Origin of the sequence: Sinorhizobium sp. P24N7 (assembly GCF_042436655.1) — a bacterium.
In the GTDB taxonomy this organism is placed as follows: Bacteria; Pseudomonadota; Alphaproteobacteria; order Rhizobiales; family Rhizobiaceae; genus Sinorhizobium; species Sinorhizobium meliloti_A.
The window spans coordinates 83,432-104,616 of record NZ_JBHMIW010000017.1; the positions used below are offsets into that span (position 1 = coordinate 83,432).

At 57.9% G+C, this 21,185-nt stretch carries 23 protein-coding genes and 1 pseudogene; 15 read left to right on the top strand and 9 right to left on the bottom strand.

The window, feature by feature from the left end:
* Positions 1-292 precede the first annotated feature (292 nt).
* Positions 293-510: pseudogene (locus ACFHWW_RS26485) on the top strand (DUF1612 domain-containing protein); the annotation flags it as partial.
* An 86-nt stretch (positions 511-596) separates the two neighbouring features.
* Here the strand turns inward: ACFHWW_RS26485 and ACFHWW_RS26490 are convergent.
* The 3 genes from ACFHWW_RS26490 to ACFHWW_RS26500 are packed head-to-tail and all read right to left on the bottom strand — an operon-like array spanning position 597 to position 5,370.
* Positions 597-3,029, bottom strand: coding sequence for an AAA family ATPase (locus ACFHWW_RS26490; protein ID WP_379941913.1), 2,433 nt, complete (start codon positions 3,027-3,029; stop codon positions 597-599).
* Entirely contained in the window at positions 3,026-3,634 is a 609-nt protein-coding gene (locus ACFHWW_RS26495) for a hypothetical protein (protein WP_379941915.1), read from the bottom strand. The genes ACFHWW_RS26490 and ACFHWW_RS26495 overlap by 4 nt, the downstream gene beginning before the upstream one ends.
* Positions 3,631-5,370 (bottom strand): hypothetical protein, encoded by a 1,740-nt coding sequence (locus ACFHWW_RS26500; RefSeq protein WP_379941917.1) that lies wholly within the window; start codon positions 5,368-5,370, stop codon positions 3,631-3,633. The genes ACFHWW_RS26495 and ACFHWW_RS26500 overlap by 4 nt, the downstream gene beginning before the upstream one ends.
* Positions 5,371-5,520: 150 nt before the next feature.
* Here ACFHWW_RS26500 and ACFHWW_RS26505 point away from each other — a divergent pair, with 150 nt between their 5' ends.
* From ACFHWW_RS26505 to ACFHWW_RS26520, 4 genes are all read left to right on the top strand, one after another.
* The gene (locus ACFHWW_RS26505; RefSeq protein ID WP_379941919.1) at positions 5,521-6,762 is read left to right on the top strand and encodes a DUF6035 family protein; all 1,242 of its coding nucleotides are present in this window, start codon (positions 5,521-5,523) and stop codon (positions 6,760-6,762) included.
* Positions 6,763-6,973: 211 nt separating this feature from the next.
* Positions 6,974-7,156: a hypothetical protein gene (locus tag ACFHWW_RS26510; protein ID WP_379941921.1), complete on the top strand. Its 183-nt coding sequence runs from the start codon at positions 6,974-6,976 to the stop codon at positions 7,154-7,156.
* Positions 7,147-8,307 (top strand): DUF3800 domain-containing protein, encoded by a 1,161-nt coding sequence (locus ACFHWW_RS26515; protein ID WP_379941923.1) that lies wholly within the window; start codon positions 7,147-7,149, stop codon positions 8,305-8,307. Before ACFHWW_RS26510 ends, ACFHWW_RS26515 begins: the two co-directional genes overlap by 10 nt.
* Positions 8,308-8,418: 111 nt before the next feature.
* Positions 8,419-8,607, top strand: a complete 189-nt coding sequence (locus tag ACFHWW_RS26520) for a hypothetical protein (protein WP_379941925.1) — start codon at positions 8,419-8,421, stop codon at positions 8,605-8,607.
* 4 nt (positions 8,608-8,611) lie between these two features.
* Here the strand turns inward: ACFHWW_RS26520 and ACFHWW_RS26525 are convergent, their stop codons facing one another.
* The 3 genes from ACFHWW_RS26525 to ACFHWW_RS26535 all read right to left on the bottom strand — a co-directional run bounded on the left by ACFHWW_RS26525 (position 8,612) and on the right by ACFHWW_RS26535 (position 11,902).
* Complete coding sequence (locus ACFHWW_RS26525) at positions 8,612-10,804, bottom strand: hypothetical protein (protein WP_379941927.1); 2,193 nt, start codon at positions 10,802-10,804, stop codon at positions 8,612-8,614.
* Between the two features lie 181 nt (positions 10,805-10,985).
* Positions 10,986-11,570, bottom strand: coding sequence for a P-loop ATPase, Sll1717 family (locus ACFHWW_RS26530; protein ID WP_379941929.1), 585 nt, complete (start codon positions 11,568-11,570; stop codon positions 10,986-10,988).
* Positions 11,567-11,902: a hypothetical protein gene (locus ACFHWW_RS26535; RefSeq protein ID WP_379941932.1), complete on the bottom strand. Its 336-nt coding sequence runs from the start codon at positions 11,900-11,902 to the stop codon at positions 11,567-11,569. Before ACFHWW_RS26535 ends, ACFHWW_RS26530 begins: the two co-directional genes overlap by 4 nt.
* Before the next feature lie 349 nt (positions 11,903-12,251).
* Between ACFHWW_RS26535 and ACFHWW_RS26540 the strand changes: the two genes are divergently transcribed.
* Positions 12,252-12,545 carry a hypothetical protein gene (locus tag ACFHWW_RS26540; protein WP_379941934.1) on the top strand — a complete coding sequence of 98 codons (294 nt, stop codon included), beginning with the start codon at positions 12,252-12,254 and terminating at the stop codon, positions 12,543-12,545.
* Between the two features lie 13 nt (positions 12,546-12,558).
* Complete coding sequence (locus tag ACFHWW_RS26545; protein ID WP_379941936.1) at positions 12,559-13,965, top strand: hypothetical protein; 1,407 nt, start codon at positions 12,559-12,561, stop codon at positions 13,963-13,965.
* A gap of 15 nt (positions 13,966-13,980) precedes the next feature.
* Here ACFHWW_RS26545 and ACFHWW_RS26550 read toward each other — a convergent pair whose 3' ends face one another.
* The 3 genes from ACFHWW_RS26550 to ACFHWW_RS26560 form a co-directional block, all read right to left on the bottom strand.
* Positions 13,981-14,697, bottom strand: coding sequence for an Abi family protein (locus ACFHWW_RS26550; RefSeq protein WP_379941938.1), 717 nt, complete (start codon positions 14,695-14,697; stop codon positions 13,981-13,983).
* A gap of 116 nt (positions 14,698-14,813) precedes the next feature.
* Positions 14,814-15,299 (bottom strand): helix-turn-helix domain-containing protein, encoded by a 486-nt coding sequence (locus tag ACFHWW_RS26555; protein ID WP_379941941.1) that lies wholly within the window; start codon positions 15,297-15,299, stop codon positions 14,814-14,816.
* Positions 15,300-15,640: 341 nt separating this feature from the next.
* The gene (locus ACFHWW_RS26560; protein ID WP_379941943.1) at positions 15,641-16,060 is read right to left on the bottom strand and encodes a hypothetical protein; all 420 of its coding nucleotides are present in this window, start codon (positions 16,058-16,060) and stop codon (positions 15,641-15,643) included.
* A gap of 136 nt (positions 16,061-16,196) precedes the next feature.
* Here ACFHWW_RS26560 and ACFHWW_RS26565 point away from each other — a divergent pair, with 136 nt between their 5' ends.
* The 8 genes from ACFHWW_RS26565 (at position 16,197) to ACFHWW_RS26600 (ending at position 21,178) form a co-directional block, all read left to right on the top strand.
* Entirely contained in the window at positions 16,197-16,430 is a 234-nt protein-coding gene (locus tag ACFHWW_RS26565) for a hypothetical protein (protein WP_379941945.1), read from the top strand.
* Between the two features lie 15 nt (positions 16,431-16,445).
* Positions 16,446-16,646 (top strand): hypothetical protein, encoded by a 201-nt coding sequence (locus ACFHWW_RS26570; RefSeq protein WP_379941947.1) that lies wholly within the window; start codon positions 16,446-16,448, stop codon positions 16,644-16,646.
* A gap of 105 nt (positions 16,647-16,751) precedes the next feature.
* Positions 16,752-17,357 carry a DUF6985 domain-containing protein gene (locus ACFHWW_RS26575; RefSeq protein WP_379941949.1) on the top strand — a complete coding sequence of 202 codons (606 nt, stop codon included), beginning with the start codon at positions 16,752-16,754 and terminating at the stop codon, positions 17,355-17,357.
* A gap of 604 nt (positions 17,358-17,961) precedes the next feature.
* Positions 17,962-18,906, top strand: a complete 945-nt coding sequence (locus ACFHWW_RS26580; RefSeq protein ID WP_379941951.1) for an ArdC family protein — start codon at positions 17,962-17,964, stop codon at positions 18,904-18,906.
* Positions 18,907-18,949: 43 nt separating this feature from the next.
* Entirely contained in the window at positions 18,950-19,432 is a 483-nt protein-coding gene (locus ACFHWW_RS26585) for a hypothetical protein (RefSeq protein ID WP_379941953.1), read from the top strand.
* Positions 19,416-20,426 carry a hypothetical protein gene (locus ACFHWW_RS26590; protein ID WP_379941955.1) on the top strand — a complete coding sequence of 337 codons (1,011 nt, stop codon included), beginning with the start codon at positions 19,416-19,418 and terminating at the stop codon, positions 20,424-20,426. The genes ACFHWW_RS26585 and ACFHWW_RS26590 overlap by 17 nt, the downstream gene beginning before the upstream one ends.
* Positions 20,427-20,442: 16 nt before the next feature.
* Positions 20,443-20,757 carry a type II toxin-antitoxin system prevent-host-death family antitoxin gene (locus ACFHWW_RS26595; RefSeq protein WP_379941957.1) on the top strand — a complete coding sequence of 105 codons (315 nt, stop codon included), beginning with the start codon at positions 20,443-20,445 and terminating at the stop codon, positions 20,755-20,757.
* Complete coding sequence (locus tag ACFHWW_RS26600; protein ID WP_379941959.1) at positions 20,747-21,178, top strand: hypothetical protein; 432 nt, start codon at positions 20,747-20,749, stop codon at positions 21,176-21,178. Before ACFHWW_RS26595 ends, ACFHWW_RS26600 begins: the two co-directional genes overlap by 11 nt.
* Positions 21,179-21,185 lie beyond the last annotated feature (7 nt).

The window sequence follows — 21,185 nt, forward strand, 5'->3', positions numbered from 1 at the left end:
AGCTCGCGGCCTTGGCGCTCGGACTGGGTCAGTCCATTCGATCAGGCAGATAAGTCCGCCGAAAGAGATCGAAAGCGGCGGAAAAGCCCGGATTTCCAAGCAAATCCACGATCCAGGGCGGTCGACAAGCGCTTTTGCGGCTCCAAATCAAGCACTATCGATACTTGGTCCCTATCGATAGTTATACGTCGCGAGAATTGGCGTCCGGATGACGGAAATTAGTCGCGTAGTGACTTCCGTTTGTGAATTTTACGGCATTAATTCATATGGTTAATAGGTGCCTAACGACGCCATCCCCGTCGATCGTCGCCTCCATCGCGATCGCGAAACCTGACTGCCCGCCTTCGCGCAAGGCTGATCGCGGCCGCGGCCGCCGAACTCGGTTTGAAGGAGCATGACCGTCTGGCGCTGGCGCGGCAGATGATGGAGCGAAAGCTCACCGGGCGGCGAACATCGTCAAAACTGCCGAAACTGATCGAGCTGGTTCTGGCAAGACCGCTGAGGGCCGCCGCGAACGACAAGCTCCACCGAGAGGTTTCCTCAGCCAGATCATTGAGGAAGCGCCTCTTGCGCGGCCTCGACGGCTCGGCGCCTTCCTACGCCGCAACAGCGTCCACCAGGTATGTGAGGAGGTCGGGATCGACGGTTGTAGGTTCGCCGGCCGCCCTGCGAAGTTCGACTGCGAGTAGCCTGTCTTTTTCGAACGAAGGACTGAGCTCTAGCTTTAAATAATCGAACAATGTCCGCTCGTGAACGGCGATAACCACCTTCGTTCCATGAGCGCGCGAAATTGTCCGCAACAGCGCAGCAAACTGCGCAACGTGGACCTCGTCCATATTCTGAACCGGATCATCAAGTACAAGCCACGGAATTCTCGCTCCAACGGAAAAATGGAGAGCGAGAAACAGTGTTAATGCCGCCGTGTTCAAATTTCCCGCACTCAACATCGATCCCGGCGTTCCACCCTTCTTGCCATTCCGATGCACGGTTTCGAGTTTGGCGAAATCCTTAGAATCCGAGCCGGGTATCTTGAAGGCGGGAACAAATGGCTCGGTGGGGGCAAGACGAACAAAAAGGTCTCGCCAGAGCGTGTTCAATGACTCGTTGAAAACGCGTCTAACGATCTTGGTTCGAGCTTCTTGCGCAGAATCGGCGATGCTCTTTGCCTGCCCTTTCAGCGTCTCCAGTTCGGCCACCGCACCCGTCAGCACCGTGCGCGTCTCTCGCGCCTCCTTAAGATTTTCCGCGATCTGTTTTCGACGGTCGTCAATCGATTTAAGTGTGGAAGCCGATTGTATGGCGGTCCGGCGGTGAGCTTGAAGAGAAGTTGCCTGGTCGACATCATTCTCTGCCTGGGCAGTTAGCGCCGAGATTATAGTCTCAAAGGGTTCTCCGGTGAGATCGGTCCGTTCCATTTCCCCGGCCATGCGAATGGCAGCATTTAGCAGCTCGGAAGCCCCACGATCCCTTTCGCGAAAACTTGCCAGTCGATCCTTCAGTTTAGCCTCGCCGGCAAGAAGGACAGTACCGTTTATTGCCGCCTGCCACAGCCTGGCCAATGTGACCTTGCCTTCAGCGACGTCGGCCTGGGCGTTTATCGAATTCAATCTTAGCTCGTCGGAAATCCGTTTGGCGGTCTCAGAAGCGAGTTCGCGCCGAAGCTGGGCAAGGCGGCTTGTCGATGCGGTCTTTTCCGACGCGAGGGCCGTTAAGCGGGTTGCGTCGTCAGTTAGCTTCGCGATGCTTTTTTGTACATGAAGAGACAGACGTTCATCCGATGACACCTGTGAAAAATCCCGACCACATACGGGGCAATCGTCGGTATGAATATGAGGTAGAAGCGTTGCAAGGGCACTCGCGAACTGACCGGCGTCCTGCGCAAGTTTTGAAATCTGAGAGTCGACGAGCAGCCCCCGCGCTTCTTCCTTCGCGATGCTGCCGTTGAGTTCGAATTCTTTCTTCTTTGCCGCTTCGTCGTTTTCCAGCAGTGTCTCAATACGGGTTAGTTCGTTTGCAATCCGCCTCTCAGCTTGCTCGGCGGCGGTCGTCGGGTCGGTCGAAGACCAGGAGGGCAAGTCCGGAAAGTGGACGCGGAGAGAGGCGATCAGCTCCTCCAATTCGGCGCCCGTCGTCGTTCGCCACTCGTTGGCGGCCTCTCGCGCCGTTTGTTCGTCCGCTTCCACCTGGGCGCGCTCTTCAGATCCTGAATCGCTTGGCAGCTTCGACCAGGCACTTGCGAGCGACCGGAGATCGTTCAGACGACGGGTTGCCTCCACGGCAACGCCTTCGGTGCCCACGTTGCCAAGCAGGGCGGCTAGGTTTTCGAGGTCAAACCCATCTGACGGTTCATTGGGTAACAGTGCATTCAATGCGGCTTGAACTTTTCCAAGCTCTTCGGCGCGAGTTTTATCCTGGGTCGCAAGTTCGGCCCTAAGCAGCACAATTTCCTGGTCAGTTCGCTCGACCCGACTTTCAAAAGCTCGATATTCCGGCACAAGATTTTTTGTCCGAGCTTTATGGCCTGCGTCGTGAAGACCATCGATTAGGGCATCGAGCTGGCTCAGGCCGAGCAGGTCTTTCACAAATTGGGTAAGGGCGCTCTCGCCATCCTCGACTTTCGATTTCTGATAGATGTCGAGAAGGCGGCCGAGCATCGATTGCGCAAGATAGCAGCGCTCGCTGAAAAATTTGCCGTCGCCGCCGTCAAGGTACGGTGTGCCGGCGATGCGGCCGTTCTCGATCACAAAGCTGCCACGATCATCCACGGGACCTAGAGGTCCTTCGATAACGACCTTGGCGCGTTGAGCCCCTTCGTGAACCACATGCCGCGCAAAATTCGCATCGTCTTCTCTCATCGCCTTGACGTTGCCAGTCAGAGCGAGCTCGAGGGCCGACAGGACACTGGTCTTCCCGGTTCCGTTGGGGCCATGGATCAAGATGATAGGTGCATCGAGTGGAACTCGAATTGTTCCTGAGATGCTTCGGAAGTCAGTGATGGACAGGCGATGGACATCATCGAGGCTGCTCATTGGTCGCCCTCACCGATTTCAAGTTTCTTTTCGGCTGTTTCGAATGGTGCCGTTAGCCGCCGTTTCAACTCAAACTTGACGGCGGCAGCTCCGCGTGGAGAAGCGTCAATGACCGACTTTCTTAGCTGGGGATCTATCGACGCGGGTAGGAGCTGGATCATTTCCCCGAGCGGATCGGCGGCTATCCCTGTCTGCGGAGCTATTGGCAATGGCAACAGTACGGAAAGCCAATCACGGAGCAGCTCGTCGTCCTTCGTACCAGTCGGAGTGCCGACTGGTAGAACGCGGCAGACTTTCGAGATTGACTCGAGGGCGCTTTCGGCTGGCCGCGGGCCGGTGAGGATTGCGGTAACCGGTCGTCTTGAACCAACCACATCCAGAGCCCGCCCGAGACCGCCAATTTTCTGACGTGTGCGCTGAATATCCTCAGTAATCGTATCGATGACGATTACCAGGTCCGGATTCTTGTCCTGCCCGATCAGAACAGCGGAGAACTCAAAAGGGACGTTTCCGATCTTCAGAGGAGCGGGCACGCGCCGAAATGCTTTCGAGCTTTCAAGGATCGCGACAATCTGCTCAACGGGTGCCTGTGTAGTGGGTGTCATAGCGTCGCCTCTTCCTTGAGCCTCGCCAATATCTCGTCGCTACTCGTGGCATTGACTATAAGCTCTTTGAAGCTGAACTCGCGATAGCTGTTGTCCGCATCACCCCGCCCAAACCGTGACGACGGGCTCGTTTGTCGCCGAGCGACGGGGGCGGAGCAAACGGCAACGATTGTGTCGCTATCGGCTTCATTTATGACGCCTTCGCCGATAAGCTTCGACAGCGTTTCATTGTTCGAGACTACGAACATTTTCTGCTGTTTCCCGGCCGCGCCGGAAATTGAGAAGCTGCCCATGTTCGCATCGCCGGTGACCGGTGTGATCCGCCATCCGTCCACTTCTGTCGCACGCCCAGCGATCCCGAGAAATACTCCCAGCTCCGGCATGCTTGACATCTGGACATAGGGATCGTTGGCCATTTGCCCAATAGGCAGTACCCCAACCGGGCCGTAGATCCCTTTGGCAAGACCGCCGATCTCCCCGCGAAAAATCGAAAGGCTTCGTGTGATCCCGGCGACCAGCGCGTCCATGAACGCTCGCTTGTCGTCGTTGGTGTCTCCCGCCTTGGACGCGACGAGATTTCTCGCCGCGATTACTCCGTCAATGATCGTCGTCCGTTCTTCCGCAGACATTTTCGGCGCATCCACGAGCTCAATCAACTTGGCAAATTTCTGACCCAGCACACTTAGAACCAAGGCCGTCAGAAGTGGTTTTCCGTAAGCAGGCATTCTTGCTGCTTTTTCGATTTCGAGCTGGCGATCGTCATAATCGTCCTGATAGACGCTCTTAAGCATCGTCCCTTGCTCGGCGCCGAGCTCATCGCCTGCAAACACATAAGCGGGTGGATGCAAAGGCCAGGCGCGCTTCAGCATCGCGCGGCCGACCGAAAATATGTCCTTGATGTTAGAATCCTGGGCCGAAAGGCCAATCATCAGAGTACGGTGCGTGACGCTCAGTCCTTCCAGCTGATTTTTCATGAGGGCGAATTTTGGATCGTTCGGCCAATCCGTAATTTGCTGGTCCCGACCTACGATGTACTCTCGATACTGCGCTTCATGGCGCTTGGCCTGGATGGCGCAGCCGTGAAATTTGTGAAGTAGGGCTCGCCCGCCTGCGCCCGGGATATCTTCCGCTCTCACCAGCACGGCAACCAACGTTTCATTGCCGTCGGACAGGGTTGCCACCGCTTTTTCTACCAGGCCATCCCAGTTGGCCGATGCGACTTTCGGAAACACGCCCTCCAGAACCAATACCGCAACCGCTATATGTTCACAGTCCGGCTCGAGGTGATCATCAGCGTAAGTTCCCCGGACGTCGACGATGTCCCACACCAAGTGGTCCGATGGCTGTCCCTGTATTCGTATGTCGAGGAGTAGTGCGTATTTGCCGACGAGGCGCTCGACAATGATGTCTATATTCGCCCAAGTCGCCGGATCTGCCCCCTGATCAACCGCAGCTTTCTCGCCATGGGTCAAAGCGAGGCCTAGCGCTTTGTCCAGTGCGCGTTTGTATGTTCCGTCGCCGGTTTCACCTCTTGCATTGACTGACAGGTAGTCCAGCACGCGTCTCGCGACCACGCGCAGGTCAGCCACTCTTTCCCTCGAAATCCCCGACCCCAACCAAAGGGCATATTCGGCTTTCGCAACGCCGGCCGCGACTTCCAGAAACTCATCGTCGAAAAGTTTCAAGGTCTCCAACACGGAGATATTTGTTGCTGTAATCTTCTTTGGAATTTCCAAGATTTGTGCCCCCACGCGAAGCACTATAAACTCAATTCGTGCTAAAATTGCAAGCAAAGGATGTTGGCGCGCGGGCGCTTTTTACGTGCCTCGCCTATCGTTTCATTGCATGCTTGCAGCGGCTTTGGTCGGTGGCTGAGGAACGGGTGAATGCGCAGGAACATCACGGTTGATCCGCTGGCGTATGCCGATCCGGTGCAGAATCCAGAAATCACAGAGATCCTCGATCTTGCCAGCGGCGAAGTCCTCGACGCGGTTCAGTGGATTTCCGGCCGTCGCTACGATCACCTGATCGCCGACCGGGTTTCGATCCGCGAGAACTTGTCCAGCGTCCCGCGCTTCAGCTGCGCTCTGTGCCCGACTCCTGTGTATCTCGTGTCATCGCCCGAAAAGCGCTTCTTCTTCCGGCACAAGAGCGAAGACGGATCGTGCCCAGCGAAAACCCGATCAGCCTTGTCGCGGGAAGCAATCCAGGCCCTGAAATACGATGGGCAGCGCGAGAGCGAGGCGCACAAAGCCGCCAAAGCTCGCATTATCCGGAGCCTTGCTGCCGACCCTGCCAACAGCGACATCCACACGGAACGGCAATGGCGTTCAAGCGGGAAGCCCGGGAGCCGCCGGCAGCCGGATGTGCAGGCGCAGACCGTTTTCGGTCGCGTCGCTTTCGAGGTGCAGCTTTCAACCACCTTTCTCGATGTCGTGGCCGAGCGCCGTTCCTTTTATCGTCAGGAAGGAGCCTTGCTGATCTGGATGATGGCGGGCTTCAATCCAGAGGATCGGCGGCTGACTACTGACGACCTGCTATTCTCAAACAACTCGAACATATTGGTCGTCGATGAGGAGACGGCGCAGCTGTCCGAGCGGAAAGGCTTGTTCCACGTCCGTTGTCACTATCGGGTACCGGAAGTGGTTGCTGGCAAGCTGAAGGACGGGTGGAGGGATGAGATCATCGCCTTTGGAGATCTGATGGTAGATTTCGAAAGGCAAACCGCTTGGGCATTTGACTATGCCGGCCAAGCCAACTTGTTGCTGCAGCAGCAGGAAGCAACCCGGCTGGGAGGAGAGGACGACCTGCGCCAGCGGATTTGTTCTTTTTGGCTCGCGCGAAATCAAAAGACGCCCGAGACGGTGTCGCAGGTTAGGACGTGGCAAAACCTTATTGGGGAGCTTTCCGCAAGGGGAGTGCCCGCCCCGATCAGCGATCGCTATGACCGCGCGATTACCGGACTCATGAATGGCATCTTAAGCGCGCGTGAGAAGACACCGGTGGGATGGGATTTCAAACATCTTATCCAGGTCGTTCACCGCATCTGCGATGGGTACCCAGAACACGCGCTGACGATGGGCTTCGCGGGAATATGCATGCGAGGACCTGATCAAAGCCCAGGATAAAAAGGGAAAATGGGCGAAACGATCGCGGGCCATGCGTCAGGCGATCCTGGACGGCGATGAGAGGTTTCTACCAGATTCCGAGACGCTGCCCTTTCTCAAGTTCATGTTTCCGGCGATTGGCGCCCGGATTGAGAAGTTTCTTGCCTCGACCTTGGCGAGGTCGCGATTCTGATCGAGAGATCTTCGGCTGGTTTTATGAGAGGATACGCGTTTGGATAGATTTGCCATGGCGCAGGCGCCACTAAAGCGAGCGTGGGCAAATGTCGACTGGATTGGTGACGACCACGGGGACCGCTATGAGGCGACGATGATTGCAAGTGTCGTCGACGAAGAAATGCAGAGCGTGATGAAGGAAATTCTCGAACAACAAAGTGAACTCGCGCGATGCCGGTAGGAGGATTCAGTGTTGAAGCGGATCAGGCGAGCCGTGTCCTCGTCGATGTCAATCGGCGCCGGCGGCAGGTGATTGCTCTAAATCGTCTAGCCAATGCCGATAGCGTTTACAAACTCTACTATGACGAGACGAACAATATTCGTCGGCTGCATATTCGCGATAACGGACTCAACGTCCGAGAACCAAAATGCTTCGTCGTCGGCGGGGTGGCATGCGCGGCTGGCCGGCGGGGTATTGAGCTCGGGTCGCTCCGCTTGGCATTGCGGATTCAGCATAGCGCCCCTGAAATCAAGCTCAAGCATGTCGCTACCGGTGATTTTCTCGAGATTATAGGGGCCCCGCGGCTGGAGACTTATCTCCAGTGGCTTATCGAGGAGGGGCTTCATGTCCATTATTCGGTCGTCGACCCACTCTATTGGTCAATCGTCGATATCGTTGACTCTATCCTGGCCGAGTTTGGCGACACTCGGCTAATGAGTGCTCACTTCTCTCTGAAAAACGACCTCTACTCCGTTCTTCGTCAGCACTATGATGGCACGGTCGATATTTTCCAGCGATATAGCTATCCGGATGTGGGCCGAGTAAGGCGGCGGGCGTTTATGGCAGAGCTCATTGATCTGATGGAGCATGGTTCTGACCTGCTGGAGCACTTCAACTATATGATGCTTAAAGGCGTCCTTGAGATTGGGCTGAAGTTGGACTCTCTTCCCTTTCTCGAGGACGAGACACCAAATGTCTTGATCGATGGCTTCGGCGCATTCTTCCAGGAAAGGATCTGCGTATTGAAGAACGCCGTACACATCCTCGATGTCGAGGAGGTCATTAAGGACTACCTTGCGAGGCTGAAGTTTCTTGACGGCGACCAGGAACTGAAGAACTTCAGGTTTGCTGCGTCGCATGAGGAGCCCGGGATCCAAGTGTCGGATGTCATCATCGGCGTACTCGGCAAATATTTTTCCTTCATCTGCGCTACAAGTGATGAAGATCTATCGCATGCCCGAGCTGCGTTGGACCCGCAGCAGTGCCGCAACCTGGGCCTTCTGAATGAGCTGCTAGAACGATCCCTATCCGAAAACCCTGTGTTTGCTCACTGTGTAATGAGCGTCCGAGATCGAGCACAAGGCGAATTTTTCCGTGCGCTCATCCGGTAGGATCGCCGAGCGGAGATTCATGAAGTCCTTCGAGCTGCGACTGAACCATGGCAATTGCGGACGGTTCTCGGACATTTTCGCAGGGATCCGCCCGCTTGACCTGCTGGTTTCATGCTCGCTGAAACCGTTGAATGGGCCGCTGCCATGCTCGTGTTTAATTGGCTGCTCGCGCAACCGCAATCGGCCAATCCCTTAGAAAATCGCGTGATCTTCCTCGTCGGCGTCCGTCGCGACGCTGGCTGTGGCACCAAGCGCAACACAATTGCACGGATCAGCTTCGTTGCACACGCTGCAGCCTAATTCCTCACGTTGCGATAGTCACCAGCCGACCCTCCCTCTCGGTCAGGACCTGTAGCTTAGACGACAGTAGGAAGTTATTGTCGAGGTAGAGCGCCATCAGCGCCTCCTGCGATTCCGCCTCTTGCGGCAGCCGCGGATTGCGGCGGCCGCTGCGCCCTGCTTTCCAGGCGCCTTCCCAAATGCGGGCGAGGGTCAGGGAACCGTCGAAAATACATTTGACGGTGTCTTCGCCAAGAGCCTGCCACATTTTCTTCGTGCGATTCCTGCCGGCGCTCTCGTTGAAGACCTCGATCACCCGCTCCGGCGGCAGCCGCTCGACCGTGCGACGCATCAACTCGACGGTCGCCACAGCGGCGTCGTGGCCCGTGCGGCACCTGATCTCCGGCCCGGTCCATGTCGCTCGCGTTTCGGCGAGTGCCGCAATCAGTTCGTCCGTGAATTGGTTAAGCATGGCGGTTTCATAAGCCGAATGCACATCCGCTTCCACCTCCGACGAGCCATGATGCAGCTTGGAGACATGCAGGGGCTGACAAGCATCGCCGATATAATGTGCGAGCAGACCTGCGGCACAGACGAATTCGGTGATCCGCCCATCGGCCGCGAGCTCGGTCATCTCGTCAAAGATCTGCCAAGCCCTGAAAGGAAGCGCCCCGCGCTTGTTGGCGCCGATCGATTCATAAAATGCATTCCAGATATCAGGATGGACCTTCTCCGGCTGGTCCTTCGTCAGCTCTAGCAGCGACTTGCCCTCAAATTCGCCGCTCTCCGCCACCTCATCGATGTCGGCGAAGTGATTGTTGTCGTCAGCCCTCCGGATACTGCGCCAGACGAAATCGGCCACGTCTGCTAGCGGCACGAATTCGGTCCGCGGATGCGGGCCTAGACCACGCTGCAACGATACATCGTCGTAGCCAATGTTGCGCTGGTTGAGCATGAACAGCTCACGAAGCCACTCGTCCTCCACCAAGTCGCAGGCCAGCGCGCCGACCTTGAAATGGCCGACAGCCCCCCAGGTCTCCGGGTGGCCGACATTCCAATCCGCGATGACCTCGACGTCGAGTTCGCGGGATATCGTGGATAGGCAGGTCGCCAGCGCAAACGTTCCGCTGAGCTCGGCGCCGGGCGCCGTCAGTGCCTGGCCGCCCCACTGCATCGCGAATGGCCGGAGCCGGGGGGCGCGTTCACCTCTGGGCAGGGCTGTGCCTTCGTCGGGCTCCAGGAACCAGAGGGTTCCGGAATCGCCTGGCCGCGTCCCGACACTCGTCTCGCCGCGGCGGGCGCCAATCAGAAAGTCGCTGACATAGTCGATGCCACCCACCGAACGATAGCGGAAGAAAAATGCTTGTATCCGGCCCTTCAAAAGTCCGCCGGCCGCACCATAGGCCCTGACATCCTTGTCGATGAGGTCGAGGTCGAATGTATCGACATGGAGATCGATGATCGGTCCGATTTCCCCGATGCCATAGACTTGAGCGGTCCAGCGTGTGACGTCATCGATTCTGATCAGGCCGGCGTCGAGATTCAGCATTTGCCGGCTGCCGGGCCAGCCGGGATAGGCCTCGGGAAACGGCACTTTGCCGAGGTCTCTACCTATGCTGATACCAACCCTTTGGCGCGCATCGCCGACGACGGTGAACGCCTCCCGCCCGGCTTCGCCGGTCACGTGGCGGTTCGTTAGCACATAAACCTGATCGCCGTCCGTCACCAAACATCCCATCGTGCTCATGCGGCGGCGCCCCTGAACCATCTGCAACGCGGGGAACCCGCCTCCGAGCAGACTGGTCGGAAACACCGTGTCGAGCTGGGAGTCTTCGGATCGCGGTGAAGATTCGGCGTATACCACGCAGGTCGGGATCACCCGACCGTCCGGCAGGTAGAGATATTGCGGGACCATCGCCTCAGGTTTCGCTGAAAACGCGGCCCGGTCCTGCCACGTGTCGACGAAGACCAGGACACAGGGCCATGACCATTTCTGGACGCGGGAATTGTAAAGCGTCCGCGGCCCGCTCGAGCCGCGCGGCGCCGCTTTGTCGGCGCTCTTGGCGTCAGGATCCTCATCGCGGATCAGGTAACGGCCGATTGCCGTCGCAAACACGTTATCGAGGTTTGCGAGATGGACGTGATAGGCTTCGCGCGCATCGAGAAGATCCCGCATCGATAGTGAAGAGAAATTGCGTTCCCTGATCCAATCGCCCATGCTGTGCCTCCCCCTAACGATAAGCGGAGAGTGCAACACAGTTGCTTGTCATAAGCAACGCCACCTTAAATTGATACAAGAGCCCCACCTTACCGCTCAAGCATGGGTGTTCGAAGAAGGCCTGAGACGAAGGATGCGCGGTCGAGTTCCCAAAAGTGGCTCGTGGGAGCCGCACGTCGGTTCAGGAAGCAGACAGGGCGGCAACGAGGGTAGGATGGAGCGACAAAGAAGCGTCGTAATTGCCCTTCAACAGCGTTGCCAGATATTGGCGCTTATAATTAACATCGAAGATGTATCGAGCGCTGTCACCCTCCATCACCCCCAAGCTCCCATTCCAAAGCATGACGTCAATCAGTTTGCCGATGCTTTCGGGGTCTTTGAGTTCTTTCGAGGCTATGCACCGAAGTTTTGATGCTGTCAGATTCTCCCGTTGTTGCACAACTTCGAACAACAGATCGGAACCCTTCGGTACAAGGTCGGCAATCTCGCGATCCAGGTCTTCCAGAACCTGCCATCCTAGCTCCTTCAGCGCGACCAGGTAGTCTTCTTCCGCAATTTTGCCCCGGCTGAACGTAACGGCGCGTCGACGGGCGGTTTCAAAGAGGCGGATCAGATATCTTGGCCGCATAAGGCTGCCGTCAATAAGAAAGTCCAGTACCGGTCTCCCAGCGACAGTCAACACCGAGGCTCGAGACCATAGGGTCGGCCAATCATCCCTTATGTCGATCGCGCTCACTTTCAAGCGTTGCTCAAACAATTGCTTCAAGAGAGACCGACCGTCCACTCCAGACTTTGGACCGCTAGCTTCCCATAATCTGCCATGCCGCGAATCAGAAACTCGTGAACGCCGCTGCGAACGAAGATTCCCCAACGGAAATCGAGGTTTTTCCTTCTGAATTTCCGTGCGATTTCCTGCATCGATTCTGTTAGACCAACAACGATCATAGCGTCATCGTCCGTGAAGCCGCCGGGCGTCCAAAAGCGGTCAAGATTATCGAACAGGAACAAGACGAACCCCTTCAAGCGAAGGTATTCAAGCACAGCCTCCCGCAGCATCCTCACGTCTTGACCATAAATGGCTTCGAGCAGGACGGCCATGACCATCGAACATGACGTGAAGAACTTCCTGGCAGATTTCGAGGCGCTGAAGGCTAGATACGGCGAGGCATTCGCCGACTTAAAGCTGTGCGGTTTACTTCAAAGAAAGGCGAGATAATCCGGGATTGGGAGGACTTCGTGCCCTACTCCTGCAGAACGAATGACGACGGCCTAACGGAATGCCAGGAGGAAAGGCCAATCTAGGCCGGATCGACAAGCAGATTGAATTCCTGCCAGCCTCGGAGCTGCAACTTCCGTGGCCGTTGTCGTTTTTCATTCGCAGCTTCCAATTGCGATCACATTGCGCCGCGGCTAGAATCCGCGAATGAGGGATCCATCGGAGGATAGAATGTCATCGCTGAAGACGCGCCATTACAATCTCCAGCCAAGAAACCTTCTCACTAACACGTTGGCCCTGGCGCTTGTCTTCACCGCATTCCGACTGACGATCGAGGATACGCTCACCCTGGGCTATGCGATGGCTGTGGCCGTCTTCATCTATATTTCGGTGACCGTCGAAGGCGCGCGGCTTCGCAAGAGTGGCGTTGGCGACTTGCGGTCCTGGGCCGAGACATGCTTCGCCGCCGCCGTCGCAGCCTTAGTCGGCTATCTCGGATATCGCGCCTGGCTCATGGGCTACTAGGCCGAAGGATCCGATGCGTATCGTCCTTCGCAACAGTCCCGCTTATGAACTTGGCCCCATCAACGAGCGTGAGGCCATGGCTCTCCGGGCCTGGTACGGCCACTCGAGCACCGAAGATGACGAGCGCATCGCGCTTGCGGTGATCAAGCGTGCCAAGACGATGGACGGCTGGATCGAGTGCGATTGCCTCTCCGGCCGGTTCCGCTCTCTGCTCGCTCCGATCCAGCAGGAGAAAACGTTCACGCTGCGCCGGCTCACGGCGAAGGATGGAGATCCACACCAGCACGAGGATCGACCGAACCACGCCGACACTTGCCCGTTCCGCGTCGACAAAGATTCAGCGCCCGCTCTCTTCGATCGGGGGTACAATCTGCGGCCTCTTCCCAATCAAGAGCGCACCTACGTCGATGCTCTCCCGGCCATTCCGAATAGGCTCGCCGATCTTGACGCGCCGGACCAAACGAGAACGTTAGAACGCAACGATCGGCCGTCGAAATTAGGGGCGGTCTTATGGCGGCTTCTCGACAAGGCCGGCATGAATGTTGTCCCACCCCTGCAGGACACACCGAAATACGGCCTCTCGGAGCAGGTTGCGAAGCTTCGCCATAGCGCCCGCGAACTCAGAGTCCTGCGCACCTGGTCGTTGGGCGCCCTCATGTCGACCTGGGCGGCCGACTACTGGAATCCGGCGAGCCGTTGGCAAGAGCTCCTCGAAAAGTCCCGCCCGGACTGGCCCGAGACGCTGCGCCGCACTGGGTTCATGCTGCTGTTTTCGACAAGCGTGTCGGCCCAGGCGATCTCACCGGCCTCAGATTCCCGCAAAATAGACATACATTCGAAAGTTCGTCAGCCACTGCGCGGCGATCCGGCGAGCCGAGGCCCGTTCCTCACAATTCTGAACGTCGATTTTCAGGAAAACGACGGAGGGCCTATCCGCGCCATTCATGCCTACGCACAGCCAGTCTACAATGGAGACACTCTTTTCCCGGTCGAATCCGGGTTCGAACGGGACGTCGCGCACCTTCTCTTTTGGCTGCAGCAATCGCTCTTTGAAGCCGCTCCGCAACTGCGCATCCGGATCGTCAAGCCTCTCTTTGCGTGGGAAACACCGCTCGGCCCGTGTCGACCCGACTTTATCCTCGAGACCGCCTACAGCAACTACGATCCGGTCAATCTCATCGTCGAAGCATTCGGCATGGACACCGAAGAGTACCGGCAGGCGAAGGAGAAGACCATCCCCCGGATGCGCCACATAGGGCCGATCTTCGAAATCCGCCCGGATGATCTTAGGCCAGCACGCGCGGAGGAAGCCGGGCAGAACTTGCAGCGCTGGGTGCTGGATCGTTCCCGACGATCCACCGGGCGGCAGACGCAAACGACATCAGCTCAGATCGCGGCCCCAGGAATAACTCGCACATGAAGCCGCAGCTCTGTCTTAGGCGTCGGATACAACAGGTAATTCCTCTGTCTCCGTCTTTTCTTCTTCTGCGGCATTGAATATCAGCGTCAGCCCCTCCTGCGGATAGAGGCTGTCAAAGCGGCCACATGCCTTGCACCACTCCGCAGCCACCGGCGATAGCCATCCAGTCAGCTGCAGGATATTCCCATGGTGTTTTCGCAAGTCCCAATGGAGCACCGTTTCATGGTGTGCCAAACGGTTGCGAAGCGTGCGGATCGCGCCGAGTGACTTTGTGAAATCCTTGCGTCGAAGCCCCTTGCCGTCCTCGCGCCGTGCGATGTCCTTCAAAGTCGTCTGCCACAAGTTTTCGTATTCCTTACCAAGCATCGCCGTCCAGAAGCCGAAAGTTAGGGCCGCAACGATACGTGCCGGCGTGTCGTCCTTGCCCTGTTCGGCAAGTTCTTTGCGAGCCTTGGCGATCATGTCGGCCTGTATGGGGTTTACCTGATGCTCAGACATGTCGAACCAGGTCTCGCCGTGGGCCTTGCTCATCACCTGGTGAATACGGTTTCTCAGCGCCACCTCGAGCATGTGCAGCGGCGTGTACAGGCTCTCACTCAGCAGAGCATTGAGGGTATAGAGGGCGACAGCCCTGTTGCGGTCTCCCCCTGCCCACCCCAGATAGGTCCCGAACCTGTCGGCTGAGAGGGTATCCTCGATCCCTGGGAAGGGACTATGGTCCTGCATATCCATGTGCGTATGGGGTTGATTTCTCCCCCACCCCTGTATATATCTGTGTCCGTAAACCCCGGTACCGTCTCTGCCCTAGGCATGCGGCCGGGGTAATTCATTTCTGAGGTGAGGTCCGGTTATTCCTTCGGGCGCTTCCCCTTTGGGGTCTCCACCCGCTTCCTCTCTGCCTGCCTCTTCTTCTTCTCCAAGGCAAAGTCCGGCTCGAGGTCCTTGATCTTCTGTATCAGCCCGTCAAGGTGGTAGGTGTTGGCTCCCCAGTCCCCAGCCGCGGTCTTGTGCTGCACTCGCTGAATGAGGCCCGCCTTCTCCAGGGCCTTCATGTTCGGCTTGATGCTGGATGCTTTGATGCCGATGCGATCGGCCAGCTGCTGCTTGGTCGGAAAGGGGGGACGATCCGGCGACCAGAACAGATCGAGCAGATGCATTAGCAGGCAAAACTGCGTGCTGTTGACGCCAAGCCGATGCTGGGAGCGGATAAGGATCGTCGGGATGGCTGCATAGCCGTGGCTCTTCACCTTCTTGCCCCAAATCCTCTCGAACGGGGCTGAGTCTTCAGGTTTTGTCGGGAAGGGAACGACGGTGTTATCTGTTGCGGTGGTCATGGCAGTCTCGCTGAAAATGAACTTAGCGAGAATGTGAGGGAAAAGTCCCGCCGCTTCAATGGGTGGCCGTCGAGCTGGTAGGTAAGAATCCTACCCCACCTGACTATCCGTATTTCGCCTCTCTGGCTAATAGCGCTGGATGATGATGCTATTTAGTGGTGACGTTTCACCCCCCACCTGGGCGGAATCTATAACCTACCGTGGGGTAGAACTATCACCTACCCAGCCAGCATTTTTTTGAAATAAGAGGCTACTTGAGCCGCTTTTACCAGGGTTCAAGGGTTCCATCCAGCCGAAAGACGCCAAACATCCAAGCCGGCCAAAACGCTTTACGCTCTCGTTCACATAAGCCGAAGATATCGTCCTACAATGAACCTCACCACTACCGCCGGAGCGCCGCCGAAGACGGCCGCCGCGCCAAAACTGGCGACGAAGCTGTTCCATCCACCAAACCCGAAAAACGGAACGATCAGCAATGCAAGCGCGAGAAAGCCGCCAATGAACGCACATACGAGCGTTGGACCGAGATATCGTCGCAAAACAGAGTAGACGATTCCGCCGAATACAGCGGGAATGCTGCCGAAAATATAGGCCATGAAGATCGACCCAACGAATTGTTCAACTCTCCAGTCTTTGAGAGGCAGCATAAGAATGACGGCGCCGACCAGTGGTCCCAGCAAAAAAGCCCAGAAGATGATCGCGATCCAATGCGCTTCACCGGTTTTCTCGAGCGGCTGTTGGCTTTCCCTCCGTTGAACCATCGCCCTCTCGTCTGATTGTTGCCCCACTGGATTTGCCGATCAGCACTTTTTCCACTGCAGTGAGATTCAAAATAGCAATCTGCAACCTTTACGCTATTGTGGTGTGGACGCACGTTCAATTGCGAAAGGTGACGCAGTGAGCAGCTATATACACCCTGATCGTCTGGCTTTCGGGATCCCGGCCGGGATCTTCTATTTCATCCTCACCGCGTCCTTCATCCCGTTCATTCTCGCCCCTGATGCCGCGATCGGCGTCTGGATCGTGCTGTTCCTGTTCCTCTATGCGTGCATCCGCCACGGCATGGACACGCATCCGAAGGACATCGCTCGTTTTGACGACGAGATCGCAAACGGCACCCCTCCTCTCTGATCGAAAGGACCGACTGTGACCACAGACGAGCAACTCTTCAATGGAGCCTTGATCTACGGCTTCTTTGCAGCGACGTGCCTTGCCTTCATCTACCATACCGACCCCGCACAGGCCCTTTGGGTGCAGAAAATGACGGCGTTGGCCGCTGTCGCCAGCCTTTCCTTCGGCGTGCGTTTCGACGTCACATCGCCGTCGGCATCCGCGGCGGCTTCATGATGATCACCGCGATTCCTGGAATCTCGGCAGGCGCCTGGTTGGCGTCACTGCTGCCAGCGAGCATCTGAGATCGGGAACGAAAAATCTTCTCAAGGAACGAATACGGTGATTTTGGATAAACTCACTGCGAACGCTACCCCCTACCAGGTGGTCGGCCTGCCGACATTGTACGGCCGGGGTGGCGTGTGGGAGACGGCGCTGCCCATGCCGCTGACCTCGACACTCTGGCATTCACTGGTCGCCCTGCCGCATCCAGGGAGAGGCTACGCGAGCTTTGCCGAACCCGGCGAAGTGCCGGTTTATCTGGAGAACGACGACGGCTCTGACGATGCGCCCGACCCCATCATGCTCGAAACGGCGCGCTGGCTAATCGCAAACGATTCAGCGGTGGAAAGGGCAATTGTTGAAACTATCCTCAATGATCTGCCCTCGCTGCGCAAAATCCAGAACCAAGTCACCATTGACCCCGATGAGCAGCTTCCCGAGAGTTGGGATGAGCCGCTGCTACGCCCAATGATCCGGCTCCTTCACCTCACGCTCCCCCCTATTCAAGGGCGGCTTCCCTATTTCGGCGCGGAGCTGGCCTGCACCTGGGAGCGCGAGCATGGCTACGGCATCATGTTTCACGGCACTGAAATCGTAAGAACGGGCGGTGGCGACGTTCCGAACCTTTCTTGGATCGCAAACCGGCATGCCGAGGGGCGTGAGTGAAGTCAGGTTGGACTGCCTACCGGTCAGAACGTTTAATCGCGTTTGGAAGGCGAATACCGATGAAAGCCAGGATTGCCGGTACTATCGGCGGCGCGCTGCTAGGGCTCTTCGTAGGAGCAGGGACGGGCATCGTCGGAGGATTCTTCGGGGGCGTCGCCGGCGCGTCGATCTTCACTATTGGTGGTGCCGTTTGGGGTTTCAGCGCAGGCCCCGATCTCGCGAACCTATTTCGACGTTGGCGGTCCAGGTAAGCGAGGCCGACCAAGGCCGGATCAAGAGCCGCTCGACGTCTCTGAACAGATGCAAGCCGAAAAAGATGGGCAAGCCGCTGCGCGGCCGCGTGCTATGCCTGTGGCACCGAGCCGGCTGCGCGTCTCGGCCCATGCGGGTGGCGCCCGCTCTTGCAGCAAGCATCAGTCGCGCTCGCGCGCGTTTAGGTTCCAATAGCGTTTACCGCAACGTCCCGTTGCTACGCACGACTGGCCGGAAGCGGGAAGGTGAGGCAAGCGGCCACCAAAAGAGTGAGAGGAATTCCAGGCCCGGTTGCACGGGCCTGAGAGGGAGAGAGAGGCTTTCCCCGGTCCCGTGAACCGGAGAAAGCACGATGACCAGCAAAGCCCGCAAATCCGCGTCCGCCGTTCGCCGCCCGGATAGGGACGTCTATCAGCGCATTACCGACAAGATCGTCGAGCAGCTCGAGTCCGGCGTTCGCCCCTGGCATCAGCCATGGGGAGCGAATGGCTGCGCCACGCGGCCACTTCGCCACAACGGCATTCCCTATCGCGGGATCAACACCGTCCTTCTGTGGATGGAGGCGGCAGCCAACGGCTACGGATCGCCTTTCTGGATGACCTACAAGCAGGCCCAGGAAACCGGCGGTCAGGTCCGTAAGGGCGAGAAATCCACCCTCGTGGTCTATGCCGGCGCCATCGAGAAGACTGGGGAAGACGAAAACGGCGAGGAGATCGAGCAGCGGATCCCTTTCCTCAAGGGCTACTGCGTCTTCAATTGCGATCAGATCGACGGGCTGCCCGAAAAGTTCAGGCCGACGATGGAGCCTGTTGAACCGAAAGAGCGCATCGCCCATGCGGATGCCTTCTTCGCCAACACGGGTGCCGATGTTCGCGTTGGCGGTAACAAAGCCTTCTACATGATCTCCGAGGATTTCATCGGAATGCCGCCCTTCGAGGCATTCGAATCGGCGGAATCCTATGTGTCTGTCCTTGCCCATGAGACAGCCCACTGGACTCGCCACCCCTCTCGCCTCGATCGCGATTTCGGCCGCAAGACCTGGGGGGACGAGGGATACGCGATGGAGGAGCTCGTCGCGGAAATTTCTGCATCGCTCGTTTGTGCAGATCTCGGCCTCGAGGACAAGCCGCGCGAGGATCACGCAGCCTATATCGGCAGTTGGTTGAAGGTCCTCAAGAACGAGAAGCGGGCAATCTTCCAGGCGGCCGCCCATGCTGAGCGCGCCGTCACCTTCCTGCACAATTTGCAGCCGGACGCCCCTTCCGAGACAGAAGCCCCGCTCGCCGCGGCGGCCTGATCGTCTTCCCCTCTCCTCTTCCACACCATGAAAGGTTACGACCATGGCTGACCATGTCTGGACCCAGATCACGATCGGCGGTGAGCTCGATCGCGAAGGCGTCGACGCGCTTATCGAAGCCCTCTTCGACGATTTCCACGGCTACGATGCCTCGCCTGACGAAGTCCTCCTCGAGGCGATCCGCAAGAGCGAGCACTTCGTCTTCCAGGGCCAATGCTCCGGAGACCCGGAAATCACGGTAGCCGCCTGCAAGGCGCGCGGCCTCACCTATTCGTTCTGCTACGACTCCCATGCGGAGTGGAATGCCGGCGGCAAATATTGGACCCCGGGCCTTGCGACGCCCGAGGAGTTCTCCTGCGCATCCTCTTTCCATCCGGTTCTGCATCTGAAGGAGATCCGCGAGCGCTTGGCCGACGGCTCGCTTGCCAAACATCTCGACGATCTTGAAATCTGGACAGGCGACAAAGGCTTCCCGACCCTGACGCTGCGGGAGCCGGCAGGAGAAGCGCATGCGGCTTCGTCCTGATCAACGTCGCCGGCTGCTGGCGGCCCTCGGCGGCCGCCTGCTCGCCGTATCCTTCGGATCGGGCGTCGACTCAACGGCCATGTTGGTGGCTCTCTACCTTGCCGGCCTTCGCCCTGACGTCATCACCTTTGCCGACACGGGAGCCGAAAAATCGGAAACGCTTGTCCACCTCGAGCGGATGAATGCGATCCTGATCGAGTGGGGCTGGCCGCCGATCATCATCTGCCGGAAAATCCCATTTGCTGCGACGGGCTACACGGATCTCTACGGCAACTGCATCGCCAACGAGACGCTGCCTTCGCTTGCCTTCGGCATGAAGTCCTGCAGCATCAAATGGAAGCAGAAACCGCAGGACCAGGTGTTGAAGGGCTCGCGATCCGGTCCCAATGCCTGCGAACCCCACCCGGTCTGGATCGAGGCGCAGCGGACAGGCCAACGCATCGTCAAGCTCATCGGCTACGATTGCGGTCGCGCCGACATTCGCCGATCGCGCAACTTCGCCAGCGCCGACGCGGATGTCGACTATGTCTATCCGCTGCAGCTCCTCGGATGGGCGCGCCCCGACTGCGTCCGGATAATCACCGAGGTCCTCGGCCCCGGCATGGTTCCGGTCAAATCGGCGTGCTTTTTCTGCCCCGCATCAAAGCAGTGGGAGCTCTACTGGCTTGCCGCTCATCATCCGGATCTGCTCGAGCGCGCCCTTCTCCTGGAGCGGAACGCTCTCACCGGAAAGCACAGCCGGTCCGACGAGATCGAATTCGGCGCGTCATGGGATGACCTGGTGCAGAACGCCGATCGCTTCTCAAGCTCGTCCACCACGGTCGGCCTTGGGCGCAGCTTTGCATGGAACCAGTGGGCAAGGGTCAACGAGGTTGTCGATCACGCTTTCCGTGTTAGGCGTAGCGAAGCCGATCGAGACCGATTCATCGCTCTCGCCGACAGCTTACGGGATACCGACAATGCCCTCGATGGGCGCTCGCCTCGCGTCGCGTGAGGAGGTCCGATCCGACTTGCCCATTTTAGCTAAAATCCCTAAGATATGGACACGTCGTCATCAGGAGAGCGTCACCATGCGCAGCTTTTCACTCACCGATCTTAGCAACAAATCCGGCGAGGTCGTGGAGGCCGCCTATTCCGGCCCAGTCGACATCACCCGCCGAGGCAAGAGAAAGTTTGTCCTAATGACAGCAGAACAATATGACCATCTTCGCAGGGCAAACGATCCCCGCAGGGTCTATGCCGCGGGCGAAACACCACCGGACATAGCCGCTCTCTTCGAAGCTGAAGCCGATCGCCTTGCGAAGGGAGAAGGATATGACGATTGAACGGGACGAACTGCTCAAGGTCGGAACCGTTCTTGAATACCCTTATCTCTGGAAATGGCAGGCAGAACTTGGCGAAACTGAAGGCCGAAAGGACCGGCCCATTTGCGTTTTGTTCGCCACCGTGAATCCCAGGGACGGTCTAACCCACCTGGCTCTCATCGCTATCTCAAGCCAGCCTCCCCGCCATGGACAACAATCCATCGAAATTCCCGAGATGGAATGCCGGCGCGCAGGGCTCTCCGATTGGAAACGGGGCTGGGTGACGGTAAGCGAGTACAATTACGACATCGCTGAGAAGTCCTTCTACTTCGACACCACCCAAGACCCCATCGGTCGCTTCGGCAAGCGCTTCATGCAGCGCCTCGCCACGGCGGCCGCGCCGCTCTTCAGGCAAGGTGGCGCCAGAGTGGATCGCAGGTAGGTCCTTC